General features: G+C 66.2%; 18 protein-coding genes and 1 pseudogene. 14 read left to right on the top strand and 5 right to left on the bottom strand.

What is annotated here, in order from left to right; translation table 11 throughout:
- On the bottom strand, positions 1-2,102 hold a 2,102-nt coding region (locus E1294_RS43065; protein WP_132517061.1), incomplete at its 3' end, for a DNRLRE domain-containing protein.
- 728 nt (positions 2,103-2,830) lie between these two features.
- Here E1294_RS43065 and E1294_RS43055 point away from each other — a divergent pair.
- Positions 2,831-3,526, top strand: a complete 696-nt coding sequence (locus tag E1294_RS43055; protein ID WP_165977802.1) for a response regulator transcription factor — start codon at positions 2,831-2,833, stop codon at positions 3,524-3,526.
- 185 nt (positions 3,527-3,711) lie between these two features.
- Positions 3,712-3,885, top strand: a complete 174-nt coding sequence (locus E1294_RS43050; RefSeq protein ID WP_246083693.1) for a thiomuracin/GE37468 family thiazolyl RiPP peptide — start codon at positions 3,712-3,714, stop codon at positions 3,883-3,885.
- 53 nt (positions 3,886-3,938) lie between these two features.
- Here E1294_RS43050 and E1294_RS43045 read toward each other — a convergent pair whose 3' ends face one another.
- The gene (locus tag E1294_RS43045) at positions 3,939-4,199 is read right to left on the bottom strand and encodes a hypothetical protein (protein ID WP_132517057.1); all 261 of its coding nucleotides are present in this window, start codon (positions 4,197-4,199) and stop codon (positions 3,939-3,941) included.
- Between the two features lie 126 nt (positions 4,200-4,325).
- On the opposite strand from E1294_RS43045, the gene E1294_RS43040 reads away from it, so the two are divergent.
- From E1294_RS43040 to E1294_RS43005, 8 genes are all read left to right on the top strand, one after another.
- The gene (locus E1294_RS43040; RefSeq protein ID WP_246083692.1) at positions 4,326-4,490 is read left to right on the top strand and encodes a thiomuracin/GE37468 family thiazolyl RiPP peptide; all 165 of its coding nucleotides are present in this window, start codon (positions 4,326-4,328) and stop codon (positions 4,488-4,490) included.
- Positions 4,491-4,571: 81 nt separating this feature from the next.
- On the top strand, positions 4,572-7,265 hold the full coding sequence (locus tag E1294_RS43035; protein WP_132517055.1) for a lantibiotic dehydratase: 2,694 nt from the start codon (positions 4,572-4,574) through the stop codon (positions 7,263-7,265).
- Positions 7,258-8,265: a thiopeptide-type bacteriocin biosynthesis protein gene (locus tag E1294_RS43030; RefSeq protein ID WP_132517053.1), complete on the top strand. Its 1,008-nt coding sequence runs from the start codon at positions 7,258-7,260 to the stop codon at positions 8,263-8,265. The genes E1294_RS43035 and E1294_RS43030 overlap by 8 nt, the downstream gene beginning before the upstream one ends.
- Positions 8,252-9,352: a thiopeptide maturation pyridine synthase gene (locus E1294_RS43025; RefSeq protein ID WP_165977801.1), complete on the top strand. Its 1,101-nt coding sequence runs from the start codon at positions 8,252-8,254 to the stop codon at positions 9,350-9,352. Before E1294_RS43030 ends, E1294_RS43025 begins: the two co-directional genes overlap by 14 nt.
- Positions 9,349-10,764 (top strand): SagB/ThcOx family dehydrogenase, encoded by a 1,416-nt coding sequence (locus E1294_RS43020; RefSeq protein WP_132517049.1) that lies wholly within the window; start codon positions 9,349-9,351, stop codon positions 10,762-10,764. The genes E1294_RS43025 and E1294_RS43020 overlap by 4 nt, the downstream gene beginning before the upstream one ends.
- Positions 10,765-10,772: 8 nt before the next feature.
- Complete coding sequence (locus E1294_RS43015; protein WP_132517047.1) at positions 10,773-12,830, top strand: hypothetical protein; 2,058 nt, start codon at positions 10,773-10,775, stop codon at positions 12,828-12,830.
- Positions 12,823-14,823 carry a TOMM precursor leader peptide-binding protein gene (locus tag E1294_RS43010; RefSeq protein WP_165977800.1) on the top strand — a complete coding sequence of 667 codons (2,001 nt, stop codon included), beginning with the start codon at positions 12,823-12,825 and terminating at the stop codon, positions 14,821-14,823. The genes E1294_RS43015 and E1294_RS43010 overlap by 8 nt, the downstream gene beginning before the upstream one ends.
- Before the next feature lie 8 nt (positions 14,824-14,831).
- The gene (locus tag E1294_RS43005; protein WP_132517043.1) at positions 14,832-15,227 is read left to right on the top strand and encodes a hypothetical protein; all 396 of its coding nucleotides are present in this window, start codon (positions 14,832-14,834) and stop codon (positions 15,225-15,227) included.
- A 109-nt stretch (positions 15,228-15,336) separates the two neighbouring features.
- Here the strand turns inward: E1294_RS43005 and E1294_RS43000 are convergent, their stop codons facing one another.
- The 3 genes from E1294_RS43000 to E1294_RS42990 form a co-directional block, all read right to left on the bottom strand.
- Positions 15,337-15,888, bottom strand: coding sequence for a TetR/AcrR family transcriptional regulator (locus E1294_RS43000; RefSeq protein ID WP_220448263.1), 552 nt, complete (start codon positions 15,886-15,888; stop codon positions 15,337-15,339).
- 108 nt (positions 15,889-15,996) lie between these two features.
- A complete protein-coding gene (locus E1294_RS42995; RefSeq protein WP_132517041.1) occupies positions 15,997-16,818 on the bottom strand; it encodes a MerR family transcriptional regulator in 822 nt (273 codons plus the stop codon).
- 28 nt (positions 16,819-16,846) lie between these two features.
- Positions 16,847-17,662, bottom strand: a complete 816-nt coding sequence (locus E1294_RS42990) for an alpha/beta fold hydrolase (RefSeq protein WP_246083691.1) — start codon at positions 17,660-17,662, stop codon at positions 16,847-16,849.
- A gap of 390 nt (positions 17,663-18,052) precedes the next feature.
- Here E1294_RS42990 and E1294_RS42985 point away from each other — a divergent pair, with 390 nt between their 5' ends.
- From E1294_RS42985 to E1294_RS56625, 4 genes and pseudogenes are all read left to right on the top strand, one after another.
- Entirely contained in the window at positions 18,053-18,268 is a 216-nt protein-coding gene (locus E1294_RS42985; protein WP_132517039.1) for a hypothetical protein, read from the top strand.
- A gap of 561 nt (positions 18,269-18,829) precedes the next feature.
- Entirely contained in the window at positions 18,830-19,297 is a 468-nt protein-coding gene (locus E1294_RS42980; RefSeq protein WP_132517037.1) for an SRPBCC family protein, read from the top strand.
- A 425-nt stretch (positions 19,298-19,722) separates the two neighbouring features.
- Positions 19,723-20,394 carry a class I SAM-dependent DNA methyltransferase gene (locus tag E1294_RS42975; protein ID WP_132517035.1) on the top strand — a complete coding sequence of 224 codons (672 nt, stop codon included), beginning with the start codon at positions 19,723-19,725 and terminating at the stop codon, positions 20,392-20,394.
- Positions 20,325-20,590: pseudogene (locus E1294_RS56625) on the top strand (IS5/IS1182 family transposase); the annotation flags it as partial. The gene E1294_RS42975 and the pseudogene E1294_RS56625, both read left to right, overlap by 70 nt.
- Positions 20,591-20,659: the final 69 nt, after the last annotated feature.

Here is a 20,659-nt window from a genome sequence, read left to right as displayed (position 1 = left end):
GGGGTGAGGGTGGGGGTGACGGTGGCGCCGTCTACCTGCTGGGATGGCGTGACCTGCAGCGCGTTGACGGCCGGTTCGGAGACCGGGTCCGGCACGTCGATGGTCAGGGGCTGCCAGTCCGACCAGGGGGAGCCGACTGCGGTGGCGGTGTTGATCGCCCGGACCCGCCAGCGCGCCTTCCACCCGTCGGCCAGCTTCCCTTCGGGCACGGTCGCCGTGGCCTGGGTGCCGGAGGCGACGTTATCTATGGCGCTGGCCCAGATCTGGCCGGTGCCCTGTCCGGTCGCGGCCGGGTCGTGTTCGAGTTCGAACTCGGCCCGCACCGGCTGTGCGGCCGGGTCGGTGACCGTGGTTTGCAGGGCCGGGGTCAGGCTCGTGGCCACGGTGCCGCCGTTCACCGCCTGGGAGGGGGTGACCTGGAAGGCGCCGACCGCCGGGTTCGGCACGTCCACAGTGGCCGTCTGCCAGTCCGACCACGCCGAGGTGGTGGACGCGGCGGCGTTGGCCGCGCGGGCCCGCCAGCGGATCTTCCACCCATCGGTCAACATGCTCGAGGGGACGCTCACCGAGGCCTGGCCGCCGGATACGACCTCCGGTGAGACGCCAGCCCAGATCTGGCCGGTGCCCTGTCCGGTCGCGGCCGGGTCGTGCTCGACCTCGAACTCGCCGGTCAGGTTGCCACCCACAGGGTCGGCGACCGTTGCGGCCAACTGCGGAGTGAGCGAGGTCGTCACCGTGGTGCCGTTCTCGGTCTGCGCTGGGGTGATGGCCGGGGCGGAGACGGTCGGCGCGGAGGCCGGGCCGCTGGTGGTGAGGGTCAGTTTCGGCGGGCTGCCGAACTCGTCGGTGTTCTCCGCGGAGGTGTAGACCCGGTAGTTGTTGATGTTGGCTTCGCCGGGAGACTTGAGCACCAGGCCGTGGTCGGCGGCGCCGGCGGCCCAGTCTTGGGCGATGCCGGTGACGTTCCAGTCCATGCTGTCCGGCCAGGTGGCGCAGTCCTGGTTGACGCCCTTGAAGTTGGTGGAGGCGTCCTCGGTGATGAAGGCCGGCTTGTTGGCCCAGTGGAGGTTGTCCGGGTCCCAGGTGCCAGTGAGGCGGGCGACCTGGATGCCGTTGGCGAGCGCGGCACCGCAGTTCTGGGCGTCGATGGTGTTCATCGTCAGCTTGGCGTCGGTGACGGTCGAGCCGGTCAGGTTGGGGGTGTCGAACTTCAGGTGCACCCGGTGCTTGAACCCGCCGGTCCTGGTGCCTGCCATCGTGTACGCCGCTGTCGGGTCACCCGGGAAGTCCGCATCGTTGTCTGAGGTCACCTCGACATCGGCGTTCACCGGCAGCGTGACCGCCGCGGCCACCCGCACCGGGTAGATGGTGCCAGCGTCGGTCAGGAACGCCTGGTCCGGCTTGACCACTAGCTCCGAACGGCCGTCCTTGGTGACCACGTCGCTGCTGGCCTCGCCGTGCTTGACCGACGCCGGGCGATCCTTGGCGCCGCCGTCCGACACGATCGGCCGCGTACCCGCGGCGACCAGCTTCTTGTCCTCGCCCTTCAGCAGCAGCCGGCCGTCCTTGCCCTCGGTCAAGGCCAGGCCCTCGTCTTCGACGCCGATCCGCAGCTCCAGCGGCTTGGACGGCCGCTGGCGCAGCACTACCTCGTGCCGGAACCCGCTGGGCAACGCCGTCACCACCAGGTCGGCACCTACACCGGCGGCGTCGGTATAGGTGGCGACACTGCCCTTGACGGTCGGCTTGGGCAGCGGTGTCGGCCAGCGCAGCGCGTACGACTTGCCGTCGGCGGACATCTTCACGAACGGATCCATACCGCCGGCGGAGAACTCCACCAGCGCGCCCTCGGCGAGGATCTTGGGCCGCAACGTGCCGCCCTGCTCGGCCAGGGTGGTGTCGATCGGCACCCATCCGCCGCCGTGCCTGGCCCGTACCGGACCGGTGGTGACTTCCGTCTTGAACGTCTTCCCGTCCGGCTGGGCGTACGTGATGCTGGTCGCCGTCGTCTCATCGGCGACCTCGACCGCCTTGCCCTGCTTGACCGCCGCCGCAGAGGTGGCGGTGCGGGCCTGCGACGGCACGCGCATTTCAGCGACCACTACCCGATGGTGCCGCGGAGTGAGGCTCCCCGCCGGCTCCCGGAAGGTGCGCTTCCCCTCATACCGTGGAGACCGAACCTGAGGTGAGGTTGGGTCGCGGGAGTGACCAGGCGCAGGTTTGATCCAGAGTTCCGGGCGGGCGCGGTGCGCATCGTCAAGGACTGGCAAGCCCGTCTCGCATGTCGCGCGGGACCTTGACACCACGCCTTGAGCCCAAGGAGTACACCGCCGCTCGCCACCAGGCAATGGGGTGGTTCAGTCGATGGGCGGAGTCGGCTGCGCGCTCGACAACGCAGCCTCCGAGCCGTTCAAGGTCGAGTACGTCCACCGGCGGCCGTTCGTCCAGGTGCGGCAGGATCGTCTCGAACCTCGCCGCAAGAATCTCTCGGTTTCCTTCTGGAAGTCCCCTGCCAGATCAACGTGCCGATTGATGGGGAGCCACGACGGCTACTGGAGAACCTCATGATCTCGAAGCCCGTGCCTGCTTGCTCACCGGCCGGCCTCGCGCCCGTCACCCCGCGAACCGGACATCACATCCTTAACCGCCACAGGTTGCGATAAAGAAGTTCTATAGCGAACAAAAAGGGGAGTCTGTGAACCTGAGCTCGAAGGATTATCGCGAAGCGGCGGGCGTGCGCACCCCCTCTCGAAAAATATGACATCAGAGCGCGTTGATGGGATCCGCTCATGGATGGTCAGCTTACACAGGCGCGGGGTGGATCAGCTGCATGGATAGGGACATCGATTCTTTGCAAGTTCTCGTGGTCAACGGCGAACCCATGCTCCAGGAGGGAATCACGGAACTGCTGGGCAAAGAGCCCGGCTTCGTCGTTCGTGCATGTCGCATGACGCCGGAAAAGCAGCCGCACATGCATGGCGGCCTGATGCCGGATGTGGCCGTTCTCGTCCTGGAAACACACGACCCTGCCGCCGACATTCTCCTCAACCTTCTGGAGACCTGGCCCGGAGTCAAGGTCGTCGTCCTCACGGCTCATGATGATCCGCGGTTGTTGTGGAGCCTGTTCAGCGCCGGCGCGAACGCCTGCCTGGCCAAGGGCACGCGAAGAGACGAACTCGCCGCCGTGATACGCGGACTCCGCGAGGAAGGGGATCGGATCACCATTTCTGCGCCACGCCGAACGATCACGCTTTTCGGCGCCGAAGGAGGATGCGGAAATATCGTGACCGCACGAGAGCTAGAGATCGTCGAGCTGGTCTCACGTGGCCTGAGCAATTCACAGATATCGTCGAAGCTCTTCATCACGCAAAGCACGGTCAAGCGGCACCTGACCAACATATATGCCAAACTCGACGTGACGTCGAGGATCGGCGCGGTCAACAGGGCCATTCAGATTGGAATCCTTCGTGAAGATTCCGTCAATGGATGGCCCGAGATGGATGACGCGCCCGGCGGTTCGTCGTAGGCATGCGTACGACGTTGGTCGCAGCCCCGATGCGACCGGGGAACGTGACATACGCACTTGGTCCACATCCTCCTTTCATTGGAGCATCCTCTTGAATCCGTGCTTTAGGTGGCTACTCTCGGTCTTGCAGCTGCAGCTCATTCGTGGACGTCCAGATATCCAGCCACGATCACAGGGAGAAAAGCGTGAGCGTTTCACATAAGCTCGACTTCGACCTCGGCAACCTGCCCATGGACGTGTTCGACCTGGCCGACAGCGGCCTGACGGTCGAATCTCTGACCGCCGGTCACGGTATGGCCGAGAACGGTGCCTCGTGGTTGTGCAGCTGCGTGTGCAGCAGCAGCGCAAGCAGTAGCTGAGGCAACGGACACGGCGGCGGGTCGATGCATCGGAAGCGGCTCGCGGGTTTCGGTCAGCTCGCGATGACGTGATCTGGATCGCCGAGCGGGCGCGCGTAGCGGCCCGTGGTCACCCGGCCATCTGCTTTCGGCTGCCCAACCACCAGAAACAGCCCGCCGCGGCTCGGTTTCGCGGAGGAGGACCTCAGGAAAGGAGGAGCACCCATCTGATCGACCCTCGGATGGTCGAGCGGATGTCCGATCATCGCAATGTGGGCGCCGATCATTTCGCCCTCCAGGTTGTACTCGCGGGCGACATGGGCGCGCGCAGCCATCAGCGCAGTGGCGTGAGAGCCGATGCGTTGGGGCTCCGCGCCGTCCACGGCGCGGCGACGCCCACGTCTTCCAGCTGATCCGCAGTTCACTCGGCCATTACGCGCACATCTCTCGAAGGAGAAGAGTTGAGTATTTCGCAGAATCTTGGCTTCGACCTCGAACACCTTCCCATGGACGTGTTCGACCTGACCGACAGCGGCCTGACGATCGAGTCGCTGACCGCCGGTCATGGAATGACCGAGAACGGCGCTTCCACCACCTGCGTGTGCAGCAGCGGCTGCAGCAGCTGACCGGACGAGTCACCCTGCTGTCCGTCACGCGCACGCGGCGGACAGCACGGGTTTCAGGGCAAGAGTCGAAGGGATGGGCGAATGTACGAGCACCCGGCCACCACGAATTTCGCGTGGACGGTCTCACCCATCGTGGCGCGGATGGCCGGGCTTCCCGCCGCTTCGTTGGAAAACCTGCGATTTTTCACGAGCTTCGCAAGGGTCGAGGAACTGGCCGCGACACGAGAATGGCTTGCAGCGGAGGCCGACACGCTGTCAGGTGCGCTCTATGTCGCCATTGGCGCGTCCTCGCGAGCCGGCGCCAAGCCGGCATTGGTGGGGCTTCGTCGCGCCCTTCACAGGATTCGCCGCCCTGGCTCGGGTGAGTGGAACGCCGAGGTCGCCGCCGCGCTGCCCCCGGAAATTGCCGTTCGTGTGCGCACGTGGACCTCGACGCTGGAGGAGTACGAGCGTCGAGCAGCGGAACTGCCGAGGATCCTGAACGCGGAAATGGAGCACAAGCAGGCCGAACTACGAGAGACCAGCGCGCATCCCGGGTTTCGGCGAGCCCTTTCGCAGGCCAGCCCTTCGTTGTTCGCGGAACTTTCGAAGTGGCTCGACTCCGAAGAACGGCGACCACGGCGTCAGTCGATCATCCGACTGGTCAAGTACGTGGCGCGAGCCGCGGCCAAGACAAGCCCATACAGCACCTTCACGATCAGTGGTCTGGGCAGATGGACCGATGGCAATGCGGACATACGGTTCGCCGATCGCGGCCGGGTCTCCGGGGTGCTGGAGCTGAACGGCCTTTTCCTCGGCCACCTGGTCCGGGTGCTCTGCGAGGTGCCATCGTTGTCGGCGTCCCTGCCGCTGCGCGTCAATCCCAGTGCCACCGTCCGGGATGACAAAATCACGTTCTTGGGCCGGCCGTCGAAGGAACCGATCATCTCGATGCCTGCAACGCCCGCTGTTCTGGAGTGCCTGCGCATTCTTCGTGACGAACCGACGTTGACTCGTGATGGGTTGTGCTCGGCACTGGCTCACGCCGAGGGCGTCAAGGACGACTCGCGACGCTTCATCGACGCACTGATCTCAGCCGGGTTGCTGGAGCCGCTGCCACCGGTTGACGAGCAGTCGCCGGATCCACTCGGTGACCTGTCCCGATGGATGACAGCCAACGGGGATGGCAGCGTTTCCGGCATCGTCAAGCTTATCGATCATGTTCGTACGGAGCTGCGGCTTCCCGTGCCGTTGGAGGATGTCGAAGAACACTGCGCCCGGCAGGAGAGGCTTACCCATGCCGTGCGAGAGTTGGCTGCTGAGGTCGGGCTGCCGTCTCACTGGCCTGAGCAACTGGGCAGGTCGATCTTCCACGAGAATGCGGTCTTCAGCCATACGGCAGTCGAGTGTGCGCTGCCACGTTGGCGCCCCGCGCTCAACGACCTGGATGTCCTCCGGCGTTGGCTGGGCGTCTTCGACCCGGCGCTGCCGTTGAGACTCGCTCTCGGCGCCTATCATCGAGAGCGTTTCGGATCGGGTACCTCCATCCCCCTTCTCGCCGTGCACCGGGCGCTTCAGGAAGAACTGGCCCAGGAGGGCGGAGCAGAAGAAGCCGGGATTGCTCGTGAGATCAGGGAATTGCTCAAGATCTCGCCTCTGATGCCGAACCCGGACCTCGTCCACAGCCACTTGCCACGTCTTCGGGAGCTGCACGACATCCGGGAGGAAGCACTTTCTGGAGTGCTCGTCGAGGCAAGCGATGACGGGGTGATCAGGGTCGACCCGGAAGTCATCGCGAAAAGGGCGGCCGGCTGGCCAGAGTGGGTGACCTCACCCGAGTCGCTGGGATGTTACGTTCAGCCCATTTCCGATCCGGAGACCCTTCGACTGGTGCTCAACGTGGCGCATACCGGCTACGGCCGGGGCCGTAGCCGGCTGATGTACTTGATAGGACAGGCAGATGGATCGCCACCGCCACCGGACTTGACATGGCGGACACACACGGCCGGCCGACAGCTCGCTGAATTCGCCGGAACGTTCTCCTCCTCGCTCAACCTGCGTGCGGACAGCGTGCCCTACGAAATCGATTACCCTTTCACGAGGAGTACCAGGCCGGCCGCGGAACGCATCTCCGTCGGAGATCTGGCCGCCGTCCATGACCCTGAGACCGACATGGTGGGCTTGAGCTCCCTGCGGCACGGTTTCGGCGTGATTCCGCTCCACCTCGGAATGATGGCGGATATCTTGCTCCCGCCTGTTGCGAGACTGCTCACCCAGGCGTTCGGCCCCACGTACTTCGTGCACCCCAGTGTGCCTTTGCTGGCGGGCAGGGCGAGTGGGCAGATCCCTGACGAGGTCAGTGCGTATCCGCGGATCGAGGTGGGCACGGTGGTGCTGCAGCGAGCCCGATGGGTCGTCCCCATCTCCCTGATACCCACGCGCGCCAAGGGCCAGACCGACGCCGCCTTCGCGCTGCGCCTGGCCGAGTGGCGGAGAGCACACGGCATACCGGCACGCTGCTTCGTCAGGGTGTGGAGCGAGGCCCTATGGAGCGGAAAGGTTGCCGGCGCATCCTGGGACACCTGGATTCTCGACAAATCACGCAAGCCCGTCTATGTCGATTTCGCCAATTGGTTTCTGGTCTTGGTGTTCGAGCGCATGCTGAACGGGACGGGCAAGATAGCCGTGTTCGACGAGGCGTTGCCTGCCCTTACTGACGCCGACTCGCCGGCGGACGGCTCGGCCGTGACGGAATTCCTTCTCGAGATTTCCGGAAAGGTGGCTCCCGATGCGTGACTCCGACTGGATCAGTGTCCATGCGTTCTATCACGGAGACCTTGATGAACTGCTCGTACGCGCCGTTGCCCCGATGGTCGAGGAATTCGATGATCGTGATCTAGCGAGTGACTGGTTCTTTCTGCGCTATTGGGACGGCGGGCCACATGTGCGGCTGCGCGTGCTGCCATCGAGGGGAATCGAGCGCGCCGAGGTCGAGAACACCATCCGTGATCGTCTGGACCACTACTTTCGCCTGCACCCCTCGGCGAGCCGTATGCGACAGGACGACTATGCCCTGACAGCACGAGCGCTGGCGCAGTGGGAGGAAGTCGACGCCTACTTCACGCAACTCCAGAGCAACAACTCGCTGAGCTTCATCCCTTATCAGCGCGAACATGCCAGGTACGGAACCGGAGCGTCGATCGAAGCCGTGGAGAGGCATTTCGTCGAGTCGAGCCGGATAGCCCTGCGGCTCCTGGCCCACGGGCTCACGTACGATCGGCGTGGCACGGCCGCGCTGGCATTGATCCTGCTCACCTGGCTCATCGGCGGGGACGACGTGGCCCTCGTCGCGAACTGGTCGGTCAGGAGAAGACGGCACTCAGGTGGCCCGCTGAGCCCCACCGGGGAGGGCCTGGACGTGCACACGGACGCCCAGCGTGAGCATGCCGTAAGAATCGCCCGCCAGATGCACGCTCTGGCCGCTCAAGCGCCAGAGACCACCGGCACCGGAACGTTGATCGATTGGGCGCGGTCTTTGAGGGCCCTGCGTGAGTCACTGGCGGCCGGGGTCGAAACCGGCGCGTTCCATCCGCCCACACGTGGCTGGGAAGGGTCCGGCGACATCTTCGTGTCCGAACCGCGGGCGAAGGTCTTCACGGTCCTGGATATCTGCGCGCACCTGATCTGCAATCGGCTCGGCCTCTCTCTGACGGCTGAGGGTGTCGTACGGAGTCTGGCCGCACACGGGGTCACGGCGCTCGCCGGCGAAAGGAGCCAGGTCAGTGGAGTGGCATAGCATCCACGTCTATTACCACGCCGATAAGGACGCGTTGGTTCTCGGCGGGGTTCGCCCGCTGTTCGCCACGCTGTCCGCACACGTCGCGGGTGCCGCGTACATCCCCCATTGGAAGCGTGGACCGCATCTGCGGCTGCATTTGCGCTGCGGCACCCCTGTGCTCGACGGCGTCGTGTGGCCCGCCGTCCACGAGATCATCGGTGGTTTCCTGGCCGAACATCCTTCCAAAGCCGCCCTGGAGCCCGAGCAACACCTGCCGATGCACCGGCGCTTGGCCGAATTGGAGCACGAAAGCGAGCCACTGCTCCCTTGGCACCCCGACAATTCCATCCGTCCGGAACCCTATGATCGGCGAATTCGGGTCCTGGGCAGCGAGGACGCGGCCGACTTGCTGGCCGATTTCTACTCCGACACCACACCCCTCGCCTTCGACATGACCGAGGCGCTCCGCGAGGGTGGCCGGCGTCTGGCGGTGGCCTTCGATGTGATGATCGCCACGGCGCATGCGCTGTCAGGGGCCGGCATCGAGGCGGGATTCATATCCTTCCGCTCGCATGCGGAGGCGTTTCTTGCGGCGTGGCCCGAGGCGGAGGGCCTCCGAACCGCGTGGGAGGAGCATTACCACCGGAATTCGGCGCAGCTGGCGGCCAGGGTGCGAGCGATCATAGCCACACTCGACGGCGAGCAGAAAGTCGTCCCCTTTGTTGACGAGTGGGTGGCTGCGCTGTCGCCGTTCCGTCGCCGGGGGACGAGCCTTATCAGGGATGGGCGGCTCTCTATGGTGCCTCCGCCTTACCGGGGCTTCGACCCGATGGCGGAACTCGCCCAGGTCAGCTCGTTTCACAAGCATCTTGTGGACCCAGCGTGGCAGGAGATCCGTTCGGCCGACTGGTTCAACGTGTACCGCCTGATGCTCAATTATGCGTATCTGCATCTCACCCGGCTCGGCGTCACGCCGGTCGAGAGGTTCCTGCTCTGCCACCTGGCGGCCAATGCGGTCGAGGAGTGTTACGGAAAATCTGCCACTGAACTGATCGCAGATCCCGGTCCGAACGCCCTCCTAGACCCATCCGACCTACCATCATGACGCACCTGTCCGTGCCTCGCACGCTCTCCGAGCGGCTGTCGCTGATCTCCGGGGTGTACAGCGCCGTCTCCGACGACGGAAACCTGATCCTGGCGACCTCGCATCGCACCGAGGCGCTGGGGAAATCCGCGAGCTGGAAGCGGGCCCTCTTGCACCGGCTCGCTACGGAGGAGCATTCGACCGCGGACCTGCAGGCGCTCGCCCGCGATCCGGACGGCGCAGCCGACTCACTCGGGTTCGTCGACACCCTGAAAAACTCCGGCTGGCTGATGACGACGGTGGTGCAGGGTGACCGGCCGCTCTACTCCGTACGCCCGTGGCGCCGCCCGTCCGCACCCCGGCCTTGCGACCCGGGCGATCTCATGTTGTCGCGTTTCACCGTGCTGCGTCGCGAGGGTGACCAGATCGTGGTGGAATCTCCGCTGGCTTGGGGTGATGTGCACGTCCATGATCCAACAGCGATGGCGTTGCTCGGCACGCTGACGGGGGCGAAGGGAACGGAGCACCCGCCCGGCCTGGCGTCCGCCGGCTTGACGAGGCGAATGCTTGACGATCTGCGGTGGACGGGCCTGGCGGTTCCCGTCTCGGATGGTGAGGACGCGGAACTGCGGGTGGGCCAGTGGCGGGCCCACGAACTGTGGTTTCACCGACGCACGCGTGCGAGCGAGCGAGCCTCACTGGGCGCGGGATACGGCCGTACCCGATGGGGACATGAGCGGTATGAGCCGCTGCATGAACAGCGCGAACGATATTCCGGCACCGCGATCGATCTGCACCGGCCCGATCTGGACGTTCTGCGCCAGGACGATATCCCTCTGACGGTGGCGCTGGAGGACAGACGTTCGGCACGGAGTCACGACGACTTTTCCCCGATCAGCTTGGCGCAGCTCGGCGAGCTGTTGTTCCGGTGCGCTCGTGCCAGAACGTCGCATGACCGTGGCGACACCACGAGCCCGAGCCGGCCGTATCCCGCCGGGGGATCGGTTTACGAACTTGAGCTGTATCCCGTCGTGCGCAAGGTTTCGGGACTCGAAGCGGGCATGTATCACTACGATCCGCACGAGCATCGGCTCAGGCTCGTACGGGAGCCCGGCCGTGAGGTGGGCAGGCTGCTCTCGGCGGCGGTTCGAGCGACTTCGGCACCACACCTGCCTCAGGTACTCCTTGTGGTGACGGCGCGCTTCGGGCGACTGATGAGGACATACGAGCAGATGCCGTACTCGTTGCTTCTCAAGCACGTGGGTGTGCTCTTTCAGACGATCTACCTGGTGGCCACATCGATGGGCCTGGCCGCCTGCGCCTTGGGCGGCGGTGATGCCGATGCTTTCAACGAGGCGGCCGGCGTCGATTACACGATGGAGAGTGCGGTCGGTGAGTTCATGCTGGGCAGCCGTGCCGCGGGAACGGATTGAAGGACACGATGGAGGACAAGGTGCGGCTGGAGCTCCGTCCCGATAGCTACTACGTGGAAACACCAGAGGGCGCATACGTCCTTTCTCATGCCGGATCGCTCTCATTCACCGGTCGTTCGATCTATCCGCTGATAGACCGGCTGGCTCCGTACCTGAATGGCCGCCATACGCTCGACGAATTGACGGCGGATCTTTCACTGGAGCGTCGTGAAATGGTGGAGAACCTGCTGCTCACATTGCGGGATCGTGGCGTGGTCAGGGAGGTCGGTGACGTTGCGAGCGCGGAGGACGGCCACAACGGCGATGGCTCGGGCCTCTACGACCACGAAATCCGCTTTCTCGGCTACTTCCGCCATTCCCCTTCCGCCGCCCTTCAGGCATATCAGGACACGACGACGGTTGTGCTGGGATCGGGACCTCTGCTCGTCGCCACCGCGGCGGCCGCCGTACGTTCCGGTCTACGCCGGGTCAGAGTGCTCGTCACCACGGCCTGTGCCACCGATCTCGCGCTTCTGGCCAAGGAGACCAAGCGGGCACGACGAGACCCAGAACAGGAGATAGTACATCGCCTGCTGGACGGCACGGAGATCGACGCGGACTCCTTCATGCCGTTGCTCGATGATGCCGGTCTCGTCGTGCACGCCTCCGACGGGATCATGGCGGAGGGAACCCGCCTGATCGAACGGCTCACCGCAGCCACAGGAACAAGACTGGTACAAGCCGGTCTGATCGACGGTGAGGCATGGATCACCCCCATGACGATCGGTCAGGCGAGCTGGACATCGGCCCGCCTGCGGCTCGTGGCACGGGGTTACCAGGGACGTGAGGAAACCACCGCGAAATTCACCCGAACTGCGGCAGCGGTCACCGCAGGGCGGCTCGTCCAGGGCGTCTTCACCTCGTTCACCGGGGTGAACATCGAGGCGCCCCATCAGTTGACCGAGATCGATGTACGGACGTTCCGGAGCGCGGCACACACCGTTGTGCCCCATCCCTTTACGCGTGCCGCCGTGCCCAGGACCGCCGAGGAGTTCCTCCACAAGGTCACGGCGCTCGACACGGGCGCCCGTATGGCCCCGGAGCTGTTCTCGCGGCAGGCGACCGCATGCACCGGTGACCGTCTGGGCGTGGTCGGCGATCCAGCGGAGCACGATTTCGTGCAGACTCCGCTGCATGTGTGCGAGACCGCGGTATCCGATCCGGTCGGTCTCCTGAGGGCAGCGCCTCCCCCTGCCGCCATCGGTGCCGGGCTCGACTTCGAGACCGCCCGCCACAGCGCGGTCATGAAGGCGCTGGCCACGTACGGCTCGCTGATGGTCGACCCACGCCTCCTCGATTGCGCATGGGACGAGGATGACCCCGGGCGAGCCATCGACCTGCTCAGAACCACCACCACACCGGCGACGACCTGGGCGTATCGGATCGTGGACGGTCATGTGCACCGAGTGGACGCACGTCTGGCCTTCCCTGCCCTGGCCGGCATGGCGCCACCGGTCGGTGTCGCCGCCGCCTACAGCTGGCGCGAGGCCGTCATGGCGGGGATGGTTCACCATTGCCTGCACCTGACCGTCACCGAGATCCAGGCTTCGCCACGGCCTTTCCCGCGCATCGACGTGAACGATGCCGACCTGGACCACGTGGCTGATCGTTACCGGAGCATGCTCACGGCCATCGGCGGGGACGTGGATCTCTACGATGTAACGGGCTCCCTCGGACTGCCCGTCGTCATCGGTTATCGAGCAGGCAGGGCCGCAGCCTGCGCCGCCGGAGAGTCCATGGCAGCCGCCCTTCGTGCGGTCCTTGAGCAGATCCTGCTCCACTACCAGTCGCACCAGAACCGCCAGTTCCGCTACGCCCCGCCGCCTGCTCCCGGCCTGCCTGCCCGGCTGCGCGGTGCCACCACAAGGCTTCCGACCGATCGATCCTTCGACGTCGAGTCGCTTGCCGATGTCATGGAGCGGCGGGGCCTCCACCCCGTCGCCATCCCTCTCGATCACGATTCCGAGGTGCACGCACTGATGCCCTACATGGTCCAGGTAGTGATGGCCGATGCACCACGTGACTGAGGACAAGCCCGCACCGGGCGCCGACGCTCTGGTGGTCGGCGTAGTCGGAGAGGGCCTGCTGGCCGAAGCCATCGCCTCGTCTCCCGCCATCGCGGGCGTCGCACTGCCGGCCATGACGTCAGACACCGGCGAACTCGACGAACGTTGCTCGGCGGTCGTGCTCGCGAGCGACGGATGGGACACCCGGGCCTACGCGAACGTTCGGCGGATCGCCGCAGAAGGCGCGCTGCCATGGTTGCCGGTACGGGCGGAACTCGGGCGCGTACTCATCGGCCCCGCCGAGGTCAACGGGTCCGCGGGCTGCGTTGACTGCGCCGAGCTCCGCCGCAGGCTAGCTCGCAAGCGGCCCCAGGACCACGACACCCTCTGGGAACGACATGGGAGCACGATGGCGGAGCGCCCGTCCTCGTGGCTGACCGCCCTGGCCGCGGAGCTCATCGCCGAGCTCACCGCGGACGAGATGAAGCGCTTGGTCACCGGCACGACGCCACCTCTCACCCGGCAGGCAATGGTCGAAGTGCATCTGCAGGATCTGGCCACCACGATCCACAGCTTCCTGCCGGACCCCCGATGCCTGGTCTGCGGCGCTCTGCCGGATGACGCTCCCTCCCTCGCGCGGATCACCTTGGAGCCGCGCGTCAAAGCCGACCCCGCCGCCTACCGTGTGCGAGCGGTGGCCGAGGAACTGGATCACTTGGAATCCACCTTCGTCGACGCCGAATGCGGCCTGATCCGCTCGATGGAGAAGGGAAGCGACGGAGGTGTCGTGCTTGCCGGAGCCGAGATCGGCCTGCGTGGTGGTGGATCGGAAACCGGGTGGGGCAGGACTCGTGGGTATCGTTCGAGCAAGCTCGTCGCCATGCTGGAAGCGCTGGAGCGCTACGGCGGCATGGAACCCGGCGGCAAGCGGACCACCGTACGCGCTGCCTACAGCGAGGTGCGGGACAACGCGCTTGACCCTCGAACGCTCGGCCTTCACAGCGCCGAGGCGTACGCACTGGCGGACTTCCCCTACCGGCCGTTCGATGAGACGCGCCCCTACCGGTGGGTGTGGGGCTATTCGTTCGCCCGGCAAGCTCCGATCCTCGTCCCTGAGCAGTGTGCCTACTACCGGCTACGCGCTGGAGGCCGCGACGATGCGCCCTTCGTCTATGAGGTCTCCAATGGATGTGCCCTCGGTGGCTGCCTGGAAGAGGCCATCCTGTACGGCATGCTGGAGGTCGCTGAACGCGACGCCTTTCTCATGACGTGGTACGCGCGCATGGCAGTTCCGAGAATCGAGTTGTCCTCAGCCGTTGATCGTACGATCCCGCTGATCGTCAAGGCGATAGAGGCTGACACCGGCTATGGCGTTCTCGCCTTCGACACCACGCTGGAGCAGGCAATCCCCTGCGTGTGGGTGATGGCGGTCGCCCCGTCGCAAGATCAGGACCGCCCCAAGATTGTCTGCGCTGCCGGCTCCCACCTCGACCCGGAACGCGCGGCGGAGCGCGCGTTGAGTGAGCTCGGGCCCATCCTCAGCGGCCTCATTCGCCGCTATCCAGCCCAGCGAGAGCGCGCCCTGGAGATGGCGGCTGATCCCCGAGCAGTCAAGATCATGCCTGATCACTCGCTTCTCTACGGGTCTCCCGAGGTCTTCTCCCGGCTGCGATTCCTGACCGAGTCCACCCGAACCCACGACTTCACCGATCTCCCCCGAACCGCCTCCCGCCCGCACACCGACCTACGCGACGACCTCGCGGAGGTGCTGCGCAGTTATCTCGACAGCGGGCTCGACGTCATCGTTGTCGACCAGACGACGCCCGAACATCGCGCAGGGGGATTCGCCAACGTCAAAGTGATCATCCCAGGGACGCTACCGATGACTTTCGGCCACGACTATCGCCGCCTCGCCGATCTGCCGCGTCTCTTCGACGTGCCACATCGCCTCGGCCACCACAGGACGCGGCTGACCGCAGAGGACATCAATCCACACCCGCACCCGTTTCCGTGAGGAGCGAAATGTACGTCTCCCTCGTCGTCTGGGACCTCACCGAGTCAGACGCAACAGTGGAGAGCCTCCGGCATTACCTGAGCGACTACGCGGTTGACGCGTATTCCACGCTCGAAGGCATGCGCCTGAAGGCCTGGTTCTCCAATCCCGACAAGCAGATCTGGGGAGCGATCTATCTCTGGGACGCCTTGGGAAACATGGACGGACCGTCCAAGGTCAGTCGCGCGATCGAGCTCATCGGCTATCCGCCGACATCGTCCGGGATCTTCGAACTCGAGGCCACCGCCGAAGGCCACAGCGCCTACGCGGTGCTTTCCGGGCTCGGCAACGCGCTTGCCGGAAAACGTGGTGCCGGCGGGCAGGCTCCACCGGCCGCCCAGGAAGTAGCCCGACGAGCTCCGTGAGCGTGTGGTGCGGATGGTCTTTGAGGTCCATGAGCAGACTGGCCAAGCGCCCTTGACATGGTTGATCAACCGGGCGCAGGCGTTGCAGCGGGATGAGCCGGCTGGAGTTTCAGGCCGTGGGGCAGGCGCGGAGCCCATCACAGACGACCGAATTCATGCGCTGCCGTGCCGCATCGTCGAGGCCGTCGCGTTCACGGCCCAGGCAGCCGACGACCAGCGCCTTGACGTCGTCGATATCGACGTCCCGGCGTACCGCACCGGCTTGCTGGGCACTGGCGAGCAGGCCGCGCAGGGCGTTGCCGAAGTCCCGGTTCGCGGTCGAGGCGGCGGCTTGAATGTCGAAGCCCGCGCTGCTGATCGCGTCGCCGACCGAGTGGTCGGCCGCACCGTCCTCCACCAGGACGGCGAAGAAGGTGAAGAACGCGGTGGCTGGGTCGTTGCCGGCGGCGAGTTCGTCGGCGCGCTGGACGAGTTGTCCGATGCGGTTGAGGACGACGGCTCTGAACAACTCCTCTTTGGTCGGGAAGTGCCTGCTGAAGGTGCCGGTACTGACGCCCGCCCGGCCGTGCGATCTCGCGCACGGACACCGAGGCGCCATGTTCGGCGAATGCGGCGAATGCGGCCTCAAGAAGCCGCTCCTGATTGCGACGGCCGTCGGCACGCTGGCGTCTGACCGGCCTGGATGAGGCCCCGTCGTCTGCCGCACCCGGTCCTGGCTCGCCGAGGTAGCGGTGGCGATGTCGCCACGGGGGGTATGAGAAGTTTCTCCTCAGCGGCCTGCGCTGCGGTGTCCTCCTGCTGCCGTGCTCTGGCCGCACCCCTGTGGGTCCACCCGCTCAAGCTTGGTCCAGCCGGTCCAGCCTCGCTCCCTCAGCAACTCGATCAGCCGGCGGGCGGGGGGCACGGCGTCGAACGCCAGCGTGTCCATCAGCTTGGCGAACGGTGGATCGACGTCGACATCGCCGACGTAGTCCTCGCCCCGCTCGTCGGCCACCCGCGTGAGATAGCCGGCCAGCTCGTCGGCCAGCTCGGCCAGCCGTGCGTCGTCCTCGCCCCGGTCGAGAGCCTGGCCCAGCGTCCGGTAGAGATCGATGAGCCGCTGGTCGGCGACTTGTTCCCGCTTGCGTGCCAGCCACTCCGGGACTCGCTCGGGCGAGTGCACCGCCAGCGGGATCCAGCCGTCGCGTTCGATCTGGACGATCCGCTCGTCCACCCCGAGCGCCCGCAGCCGGTCGAGAAACTCGACCACCTCAGGAGGCAGCACCAGGCTGTCCCCTGCGGCGAGCCGGGCGATCCGCTCCCGGTGCCGCTGCCGCTCCCGGATCTCCGCCCGCAGCCGCCTGTCGATGTCCGCGACCGCTGCGGCGAACTCCTCTTCGCCGGCCTGCAGCAACTCCCGCACCCGCGCCAGCGGGACCCCGGCCTCGGCGAGGGTACGGATCCTGATCAGGTCGATCACCGCGCCGGCGTCGTACCTCCGATAGCCGGAACGGTCCCGCTCCGGCTCCGGCAACAATCCCTTGGCGTGGTAGTGCCGCACCGCGCGGACCGTCACTCCGGCGTACGACGCCAGCTCGCCGATGGTCAGCATCGAACCAGTCTCCTCCTGCGGCAGACGTTCAAGAAGCCGGCCTGGCCGGAGGGCCTATCGCACACCGGATGATCTGGGCGATCTCCGGGGCGTGCGTGAAGACCAGACGGTGGTCGGCGTCGAGCCAGGACGTGGAGATGTGCGGCTGCTCGCGGACCAGCCGCTCCACACCGGCACGCCAGTTCAGATTGAACCGCGGCGCATGCCCTTCGTCGCCGCCACCGGCCATCGAGGTCGACATGATCATGCTGACGGGAGAGTCGATCCTCCGGTACCGGTCGAGAATTTCTGACCGGATCCCATCGATCTCGACATTCAGGTCGAGAATCTCCTGAGCGGTGAGCAGTACCTGACGCGCACTGCCCCGCCCGGTCTCCTGCCGCGTCGCCATCTCCTCCCACATCGCGCGGAAGTCCGGCAGGTCGGCCTCTGTGATGAACGGTTCGGGCACCGGGTTCGCCCCGTCGATGAGAACGAGCTCGGCGACGGCGCCCGGATGCTCGGAGGCATAGTGCACGGCCAGATCCGCGCCCAGCGAGTAACCCACCAGCACGGGCACGGCGCGCTGGTCAGGGTGTCCCAGCCCCGCCAGCACGGTGGCGAGATCGCTGAGGAACGCCTCGAAGCAGTACGTGCCGGCGGCCGGCGCGAGGCCATGGCCTCTGAGGTCGAAGGTCACCACCTCGTAGTCGCGCCGCAGCAGCTCGGCCAGCTCGTACAGATCGGCCTGGGTCGAGCCCAGCCCAGGGCACAGGACCAGCAGTCGTCCCCGGCCACCGCGAGACACGGGGATCGTGACACCGTCGTGGTGGAAGTGCTGCATCGCACCGAATTTCGTCGTCACGCCCATCATGCTGGGGGGTTGACCCTGCGTCAGGGTCAACCGCCGCCGTGGCGACCTGACATCCCGCGTGGAGGGAGATAAACGCACGAAGACATACGATCACTTCAACGATAGTTCGACACCACAACCATTCCCGCGACGAGCAGTTACAATCGGCCCCTGCCTCGCAGCCTCCCGCCCCTCCAGGACCCTATGACACCGATGATGACGAGGACCCTCGCCAATCCCGCCCCGGCACCGCAGACGGATCCTCATCACCTGTGACGGGGCCGGTGCCACGATCGAGCTGCTGACACGCGCAGCCGCCGGGCCCATTACTCGGCCGGCTTCGACCTCGATGCCCGCGCCCGCACCGCCATCGCCGCGTTACCCGCCGACGCGTGGTCGTGCGTGCTGGATGACGCAGGCCAGGCCCACCTCTTGGACAAGGCGGGCACCGCGGAGCTCACCGGCCTGCTGCGGCACTCGGCCGGTGGCGACAAGCTGGCCACCTGGCCGGCGGGCATGCGCATCCTCGTCCGCCGGGAGAAACCCGCCCCAGGCGCCAAGCTGACCGACTTCGAAAAGACACGCGGCTGGCGCATGTCGCACAGGCCGCGTGGCTGAGGAAGAAGCTTTCACTCCCCGGGCTTCCAGAGCCAGGCAGGAGTTGAACCACGTGTTCGAGGCTGAGCGGCCTGCGTCGGCCAACGGTGGATGATCCGCACGCGGCGCCGCCTGGGCATGCTGGGATGTCTCGGATCTTGGCCGACTGCTGTGTTACCGGAGGCGTCATCTCGCTCCACCTCTGACTCGCGGTTCCCCGAGACCGGCAGCAACACCCCACTGGGCAGGGAGGCTTGCTGAAGCGCGAGCCGGAGCCCAGGGACGGCAGCGTGCCCGGAGTCGAGTTCCGCCGTCTCGTGCTGGTACGGCTGACCGGTCAGCTCTGCGACCTCCACCCCCAGCACCTCATGCCACGTCGCCGGTGCGTGCCTTCCTTGCGGCCGTCGCCCAGCTGCCCCGCTGAGCCACGGAGCAGCGACCGGGTCCACAGCGCATGAAGGGAGTGGTACACGGCCTGCTCACAATGGCGCGAGAGGTCGGCCGCGTACGCGAGTACGTCACCACCGATGCCATGGTCACCGCCGTAGGCATGATCGCGGCTCCGGTACCTAAAATCGAGCCATGAGCAGGACCGACCGCGCCAGCCGGGTGATCGCGGCACCACCGGCGACTGTCTACGGCGCTCTACTCGACCGTGAGTCCCTTGAGGCTTGGCTGCCGCCGGACGGCATGCGAGGGAAGGTCGAGCGGTGGGATCCCCGGCCTGGTGGCGGGTTCCGGATGGTTCTCACCTACCTCGACCACATCGACAATCCCGGCAAGACGTCAGATGCGACGGATGTTGTCGACATCGAGTTCGCCGACCTGACCCCGTCGGAGCGCGTGGTGCAGCGGGCGGTGTTCGAGGCCGACGACCCATCATTCGCGGGCGCTATGACTATGACCTGGCATCTCTCGGCCGCCGGTGGCGGAACCGAGGTGACCGTCACCGCCACGGACGTGCCGCCCGGCATCGACCAGGCGGCCCACGAGGCCGGAATCGCCTCGTCGCTGGCCAACCTGGCATCGTACGTCGAAGCGGCCGGCTGACTCAGGTCGACAGCGGCCCGGGCCGACCACATCGTCATGGGCCGGTTTCTCCCTACCACTTCCGGCAAGATATCCAAAGCGGAAAGCCGATCTCGGCTCCGTCGGCTAACGCGGGTGCCGCAGGGTTCGGATGCTGCCGGGGGCACAGATCATGACGAAGCGGGAACGCCGGTCAGGGGCTTTGGTGTGGTGTCCGGCTGCCGTCAATGCTGTGGCCTGCCCATTCGATGAGAGGAGGCTGCCGAAGGGACAGCAGTCGACCAGGATCTGATGGCCCGACCAGGTGCCTCGTTGTGTCTTACCGTGCCTCGATCTCACTGTCCAAGCACACGTTGAGGTCGCGGTCAGCCGAACGGAGCGGAACGGACGTGCCGACCGGTCGATGATCGACGGCCTTGCCGGCCGATGAACTACAGTCGTCCACCGTGGCCGAATCCTCCCCCTATCTGACCGCGACGGCGGGCGCCTACGACGCCGTCGCCGATCTCTACGCCGACTTCGTCCGAGATTCGCTCGACCGCCTGCCCCTGGATCGCGCGATACTCGCCGTGTTCGCCGAACTCGTACGGGCCGCCGAGCCCCGGCCCGTCGCCGAGGCGGGCTGCGGTCCGGGGCATATGACGGCACACCTGCGTGACCTCGGACTGGACGCCTTCGGCATCGACCTGTCTCCCGCGCTGATCGGCATCGCCCGCAAAGACCATCCTGATCTGCGTTTCGAGGTCGGTTCGATGGGCGCCTTCGACGTGGCCGACGGCGAGCTGGGCGGTCTGCTCTCCTGGTACTCCGCCATCCACACCCCGCCACCGGAGCTGCCGCCGTACTTTGCCGAGTTCCGCCGGGTGCTGGCCCCGGGTGGTTACCTCCTGCTCGGGTTCTTCGAATCCGAGGGTGGTCCGGTGTCTCAGTTCGACCATAAGGTCGCGCCGGCCTACCGGTGGCCGATCGACGACCTGGCCGACCTGGCTCGCAAGGAAGGGTTCGTCGAGGTGGGGCGGATGTTGCGCGAGCCTTTGGAGGGTGAACGATTCCGCCGCGGCCACTTGCTGATGCGCTGCGGCGGTACTACTGCGGCAAACACCGGCAGCATGGAATGAACGTGGTGCAACTGCCGGGCGATCCCATGGACCGGCCGGTGTGGGCTTCGCCTGCGCTGCCGGGCGCCGTACACGGTGTGAGCGCCGCTCGTACGGTCGGCCTGTCGACGCCTTGACCAGCTTCGGAGCGAAGACCTTCGCGGACAAGGGCTGCCAAGGAGCGGACGGCACGATCAGGACGCCGTCCGAACGGCATGGCAGGACGAGGCGGGGACCGGTGGCAGTGGCCGACGAGGAGAGCCGCCCGTTTGGAGGGGGTGGCGGG

Origin of the sequence: Nonomuraea diastatica (assembly GCF_004349015.1) — a bacterium.
GTDB classification, from domain to species: Bacteria; Actinomycetota; Actinomycetes; order Streptosporangiales; family Streptosporangiaceae; genus Nonomuraea; species Nonomuraea diastatica.
Note: the sequence above shows the minus strand (reverse complement) of the source record. Positions and strands in the feature narration are given on the sequence as shown.

What these genes read in the sequence shown, in the direction of transcription:
- E1294_RS43005 (WP_132517043.1), top strand. Translation starts at nt 14,832, where the DNA reads ATGTACGTCTCCCTCGTCGTCTGGGACCTCACCGAGTCAGACGCAACA.
- E1294_RS43045 (WP_132517057.1), bottom strand. Translation starts at nt 4,199, where the DNA reads ATGGCTGCGCGCGCCCATGTCGCCCGCGAGTACAACCTGGAGGGCGAA.
- E1294_RS43055 (WP_165977802.1), top strand. Translation starts at nt 2,831, where the DNA reads ATGGATAGGGACATCGATTCTTTGCAAGTTCTCGTGGTCAACGGCGAA.
- E1294_RS43015 (WP_132517047.1), top strand. Translation starts at nt 10,773, where the DNA reads ATGGAGGACAAGGTGCGGCTGGAGCTCCGTCCCGATAGCTACTACGTG.
- E1294_RS42995 (WP_132517041.1), bottom strand. Translation starts at nt 16,818, where the DNA reads ATGCTGACCATCGGCGAGCTGGCGTCGTACGCCGGAGTGACGGTCCGC.
- E1294_RS42980 (WP_132517037.1), top strand. Translation starts at nt 18,830, where the DNA reads ATGAGCAGGACCGACCGCGCCAGCCGGGTGATCGCGGCACCACCGGCG.
- E1294_RS43030 (WP_132517053.1), top strand. Translation starts at nt 7,258, where the DNA reads ATGCGTGACTCCGACTGGATCAGTGTCCATGCGTTCTATCACGGAGAC.
- E1294_RS43020 (WP_132517049.1), top strand. Translation starts at nt 9,349, where the DNA reads ATGACGCACCTGTCCGTGCCTCGCACGCTCTCCGAGCGGCTGTCGCTG.
- E1294_RS43035 (WP_132517055.1), top strand. Translation starts at nt 4,572, where the DNA reads ATGTACGAGCACCCGGCCACCACGAATTTCGCGTGGACGGTCTCACCC.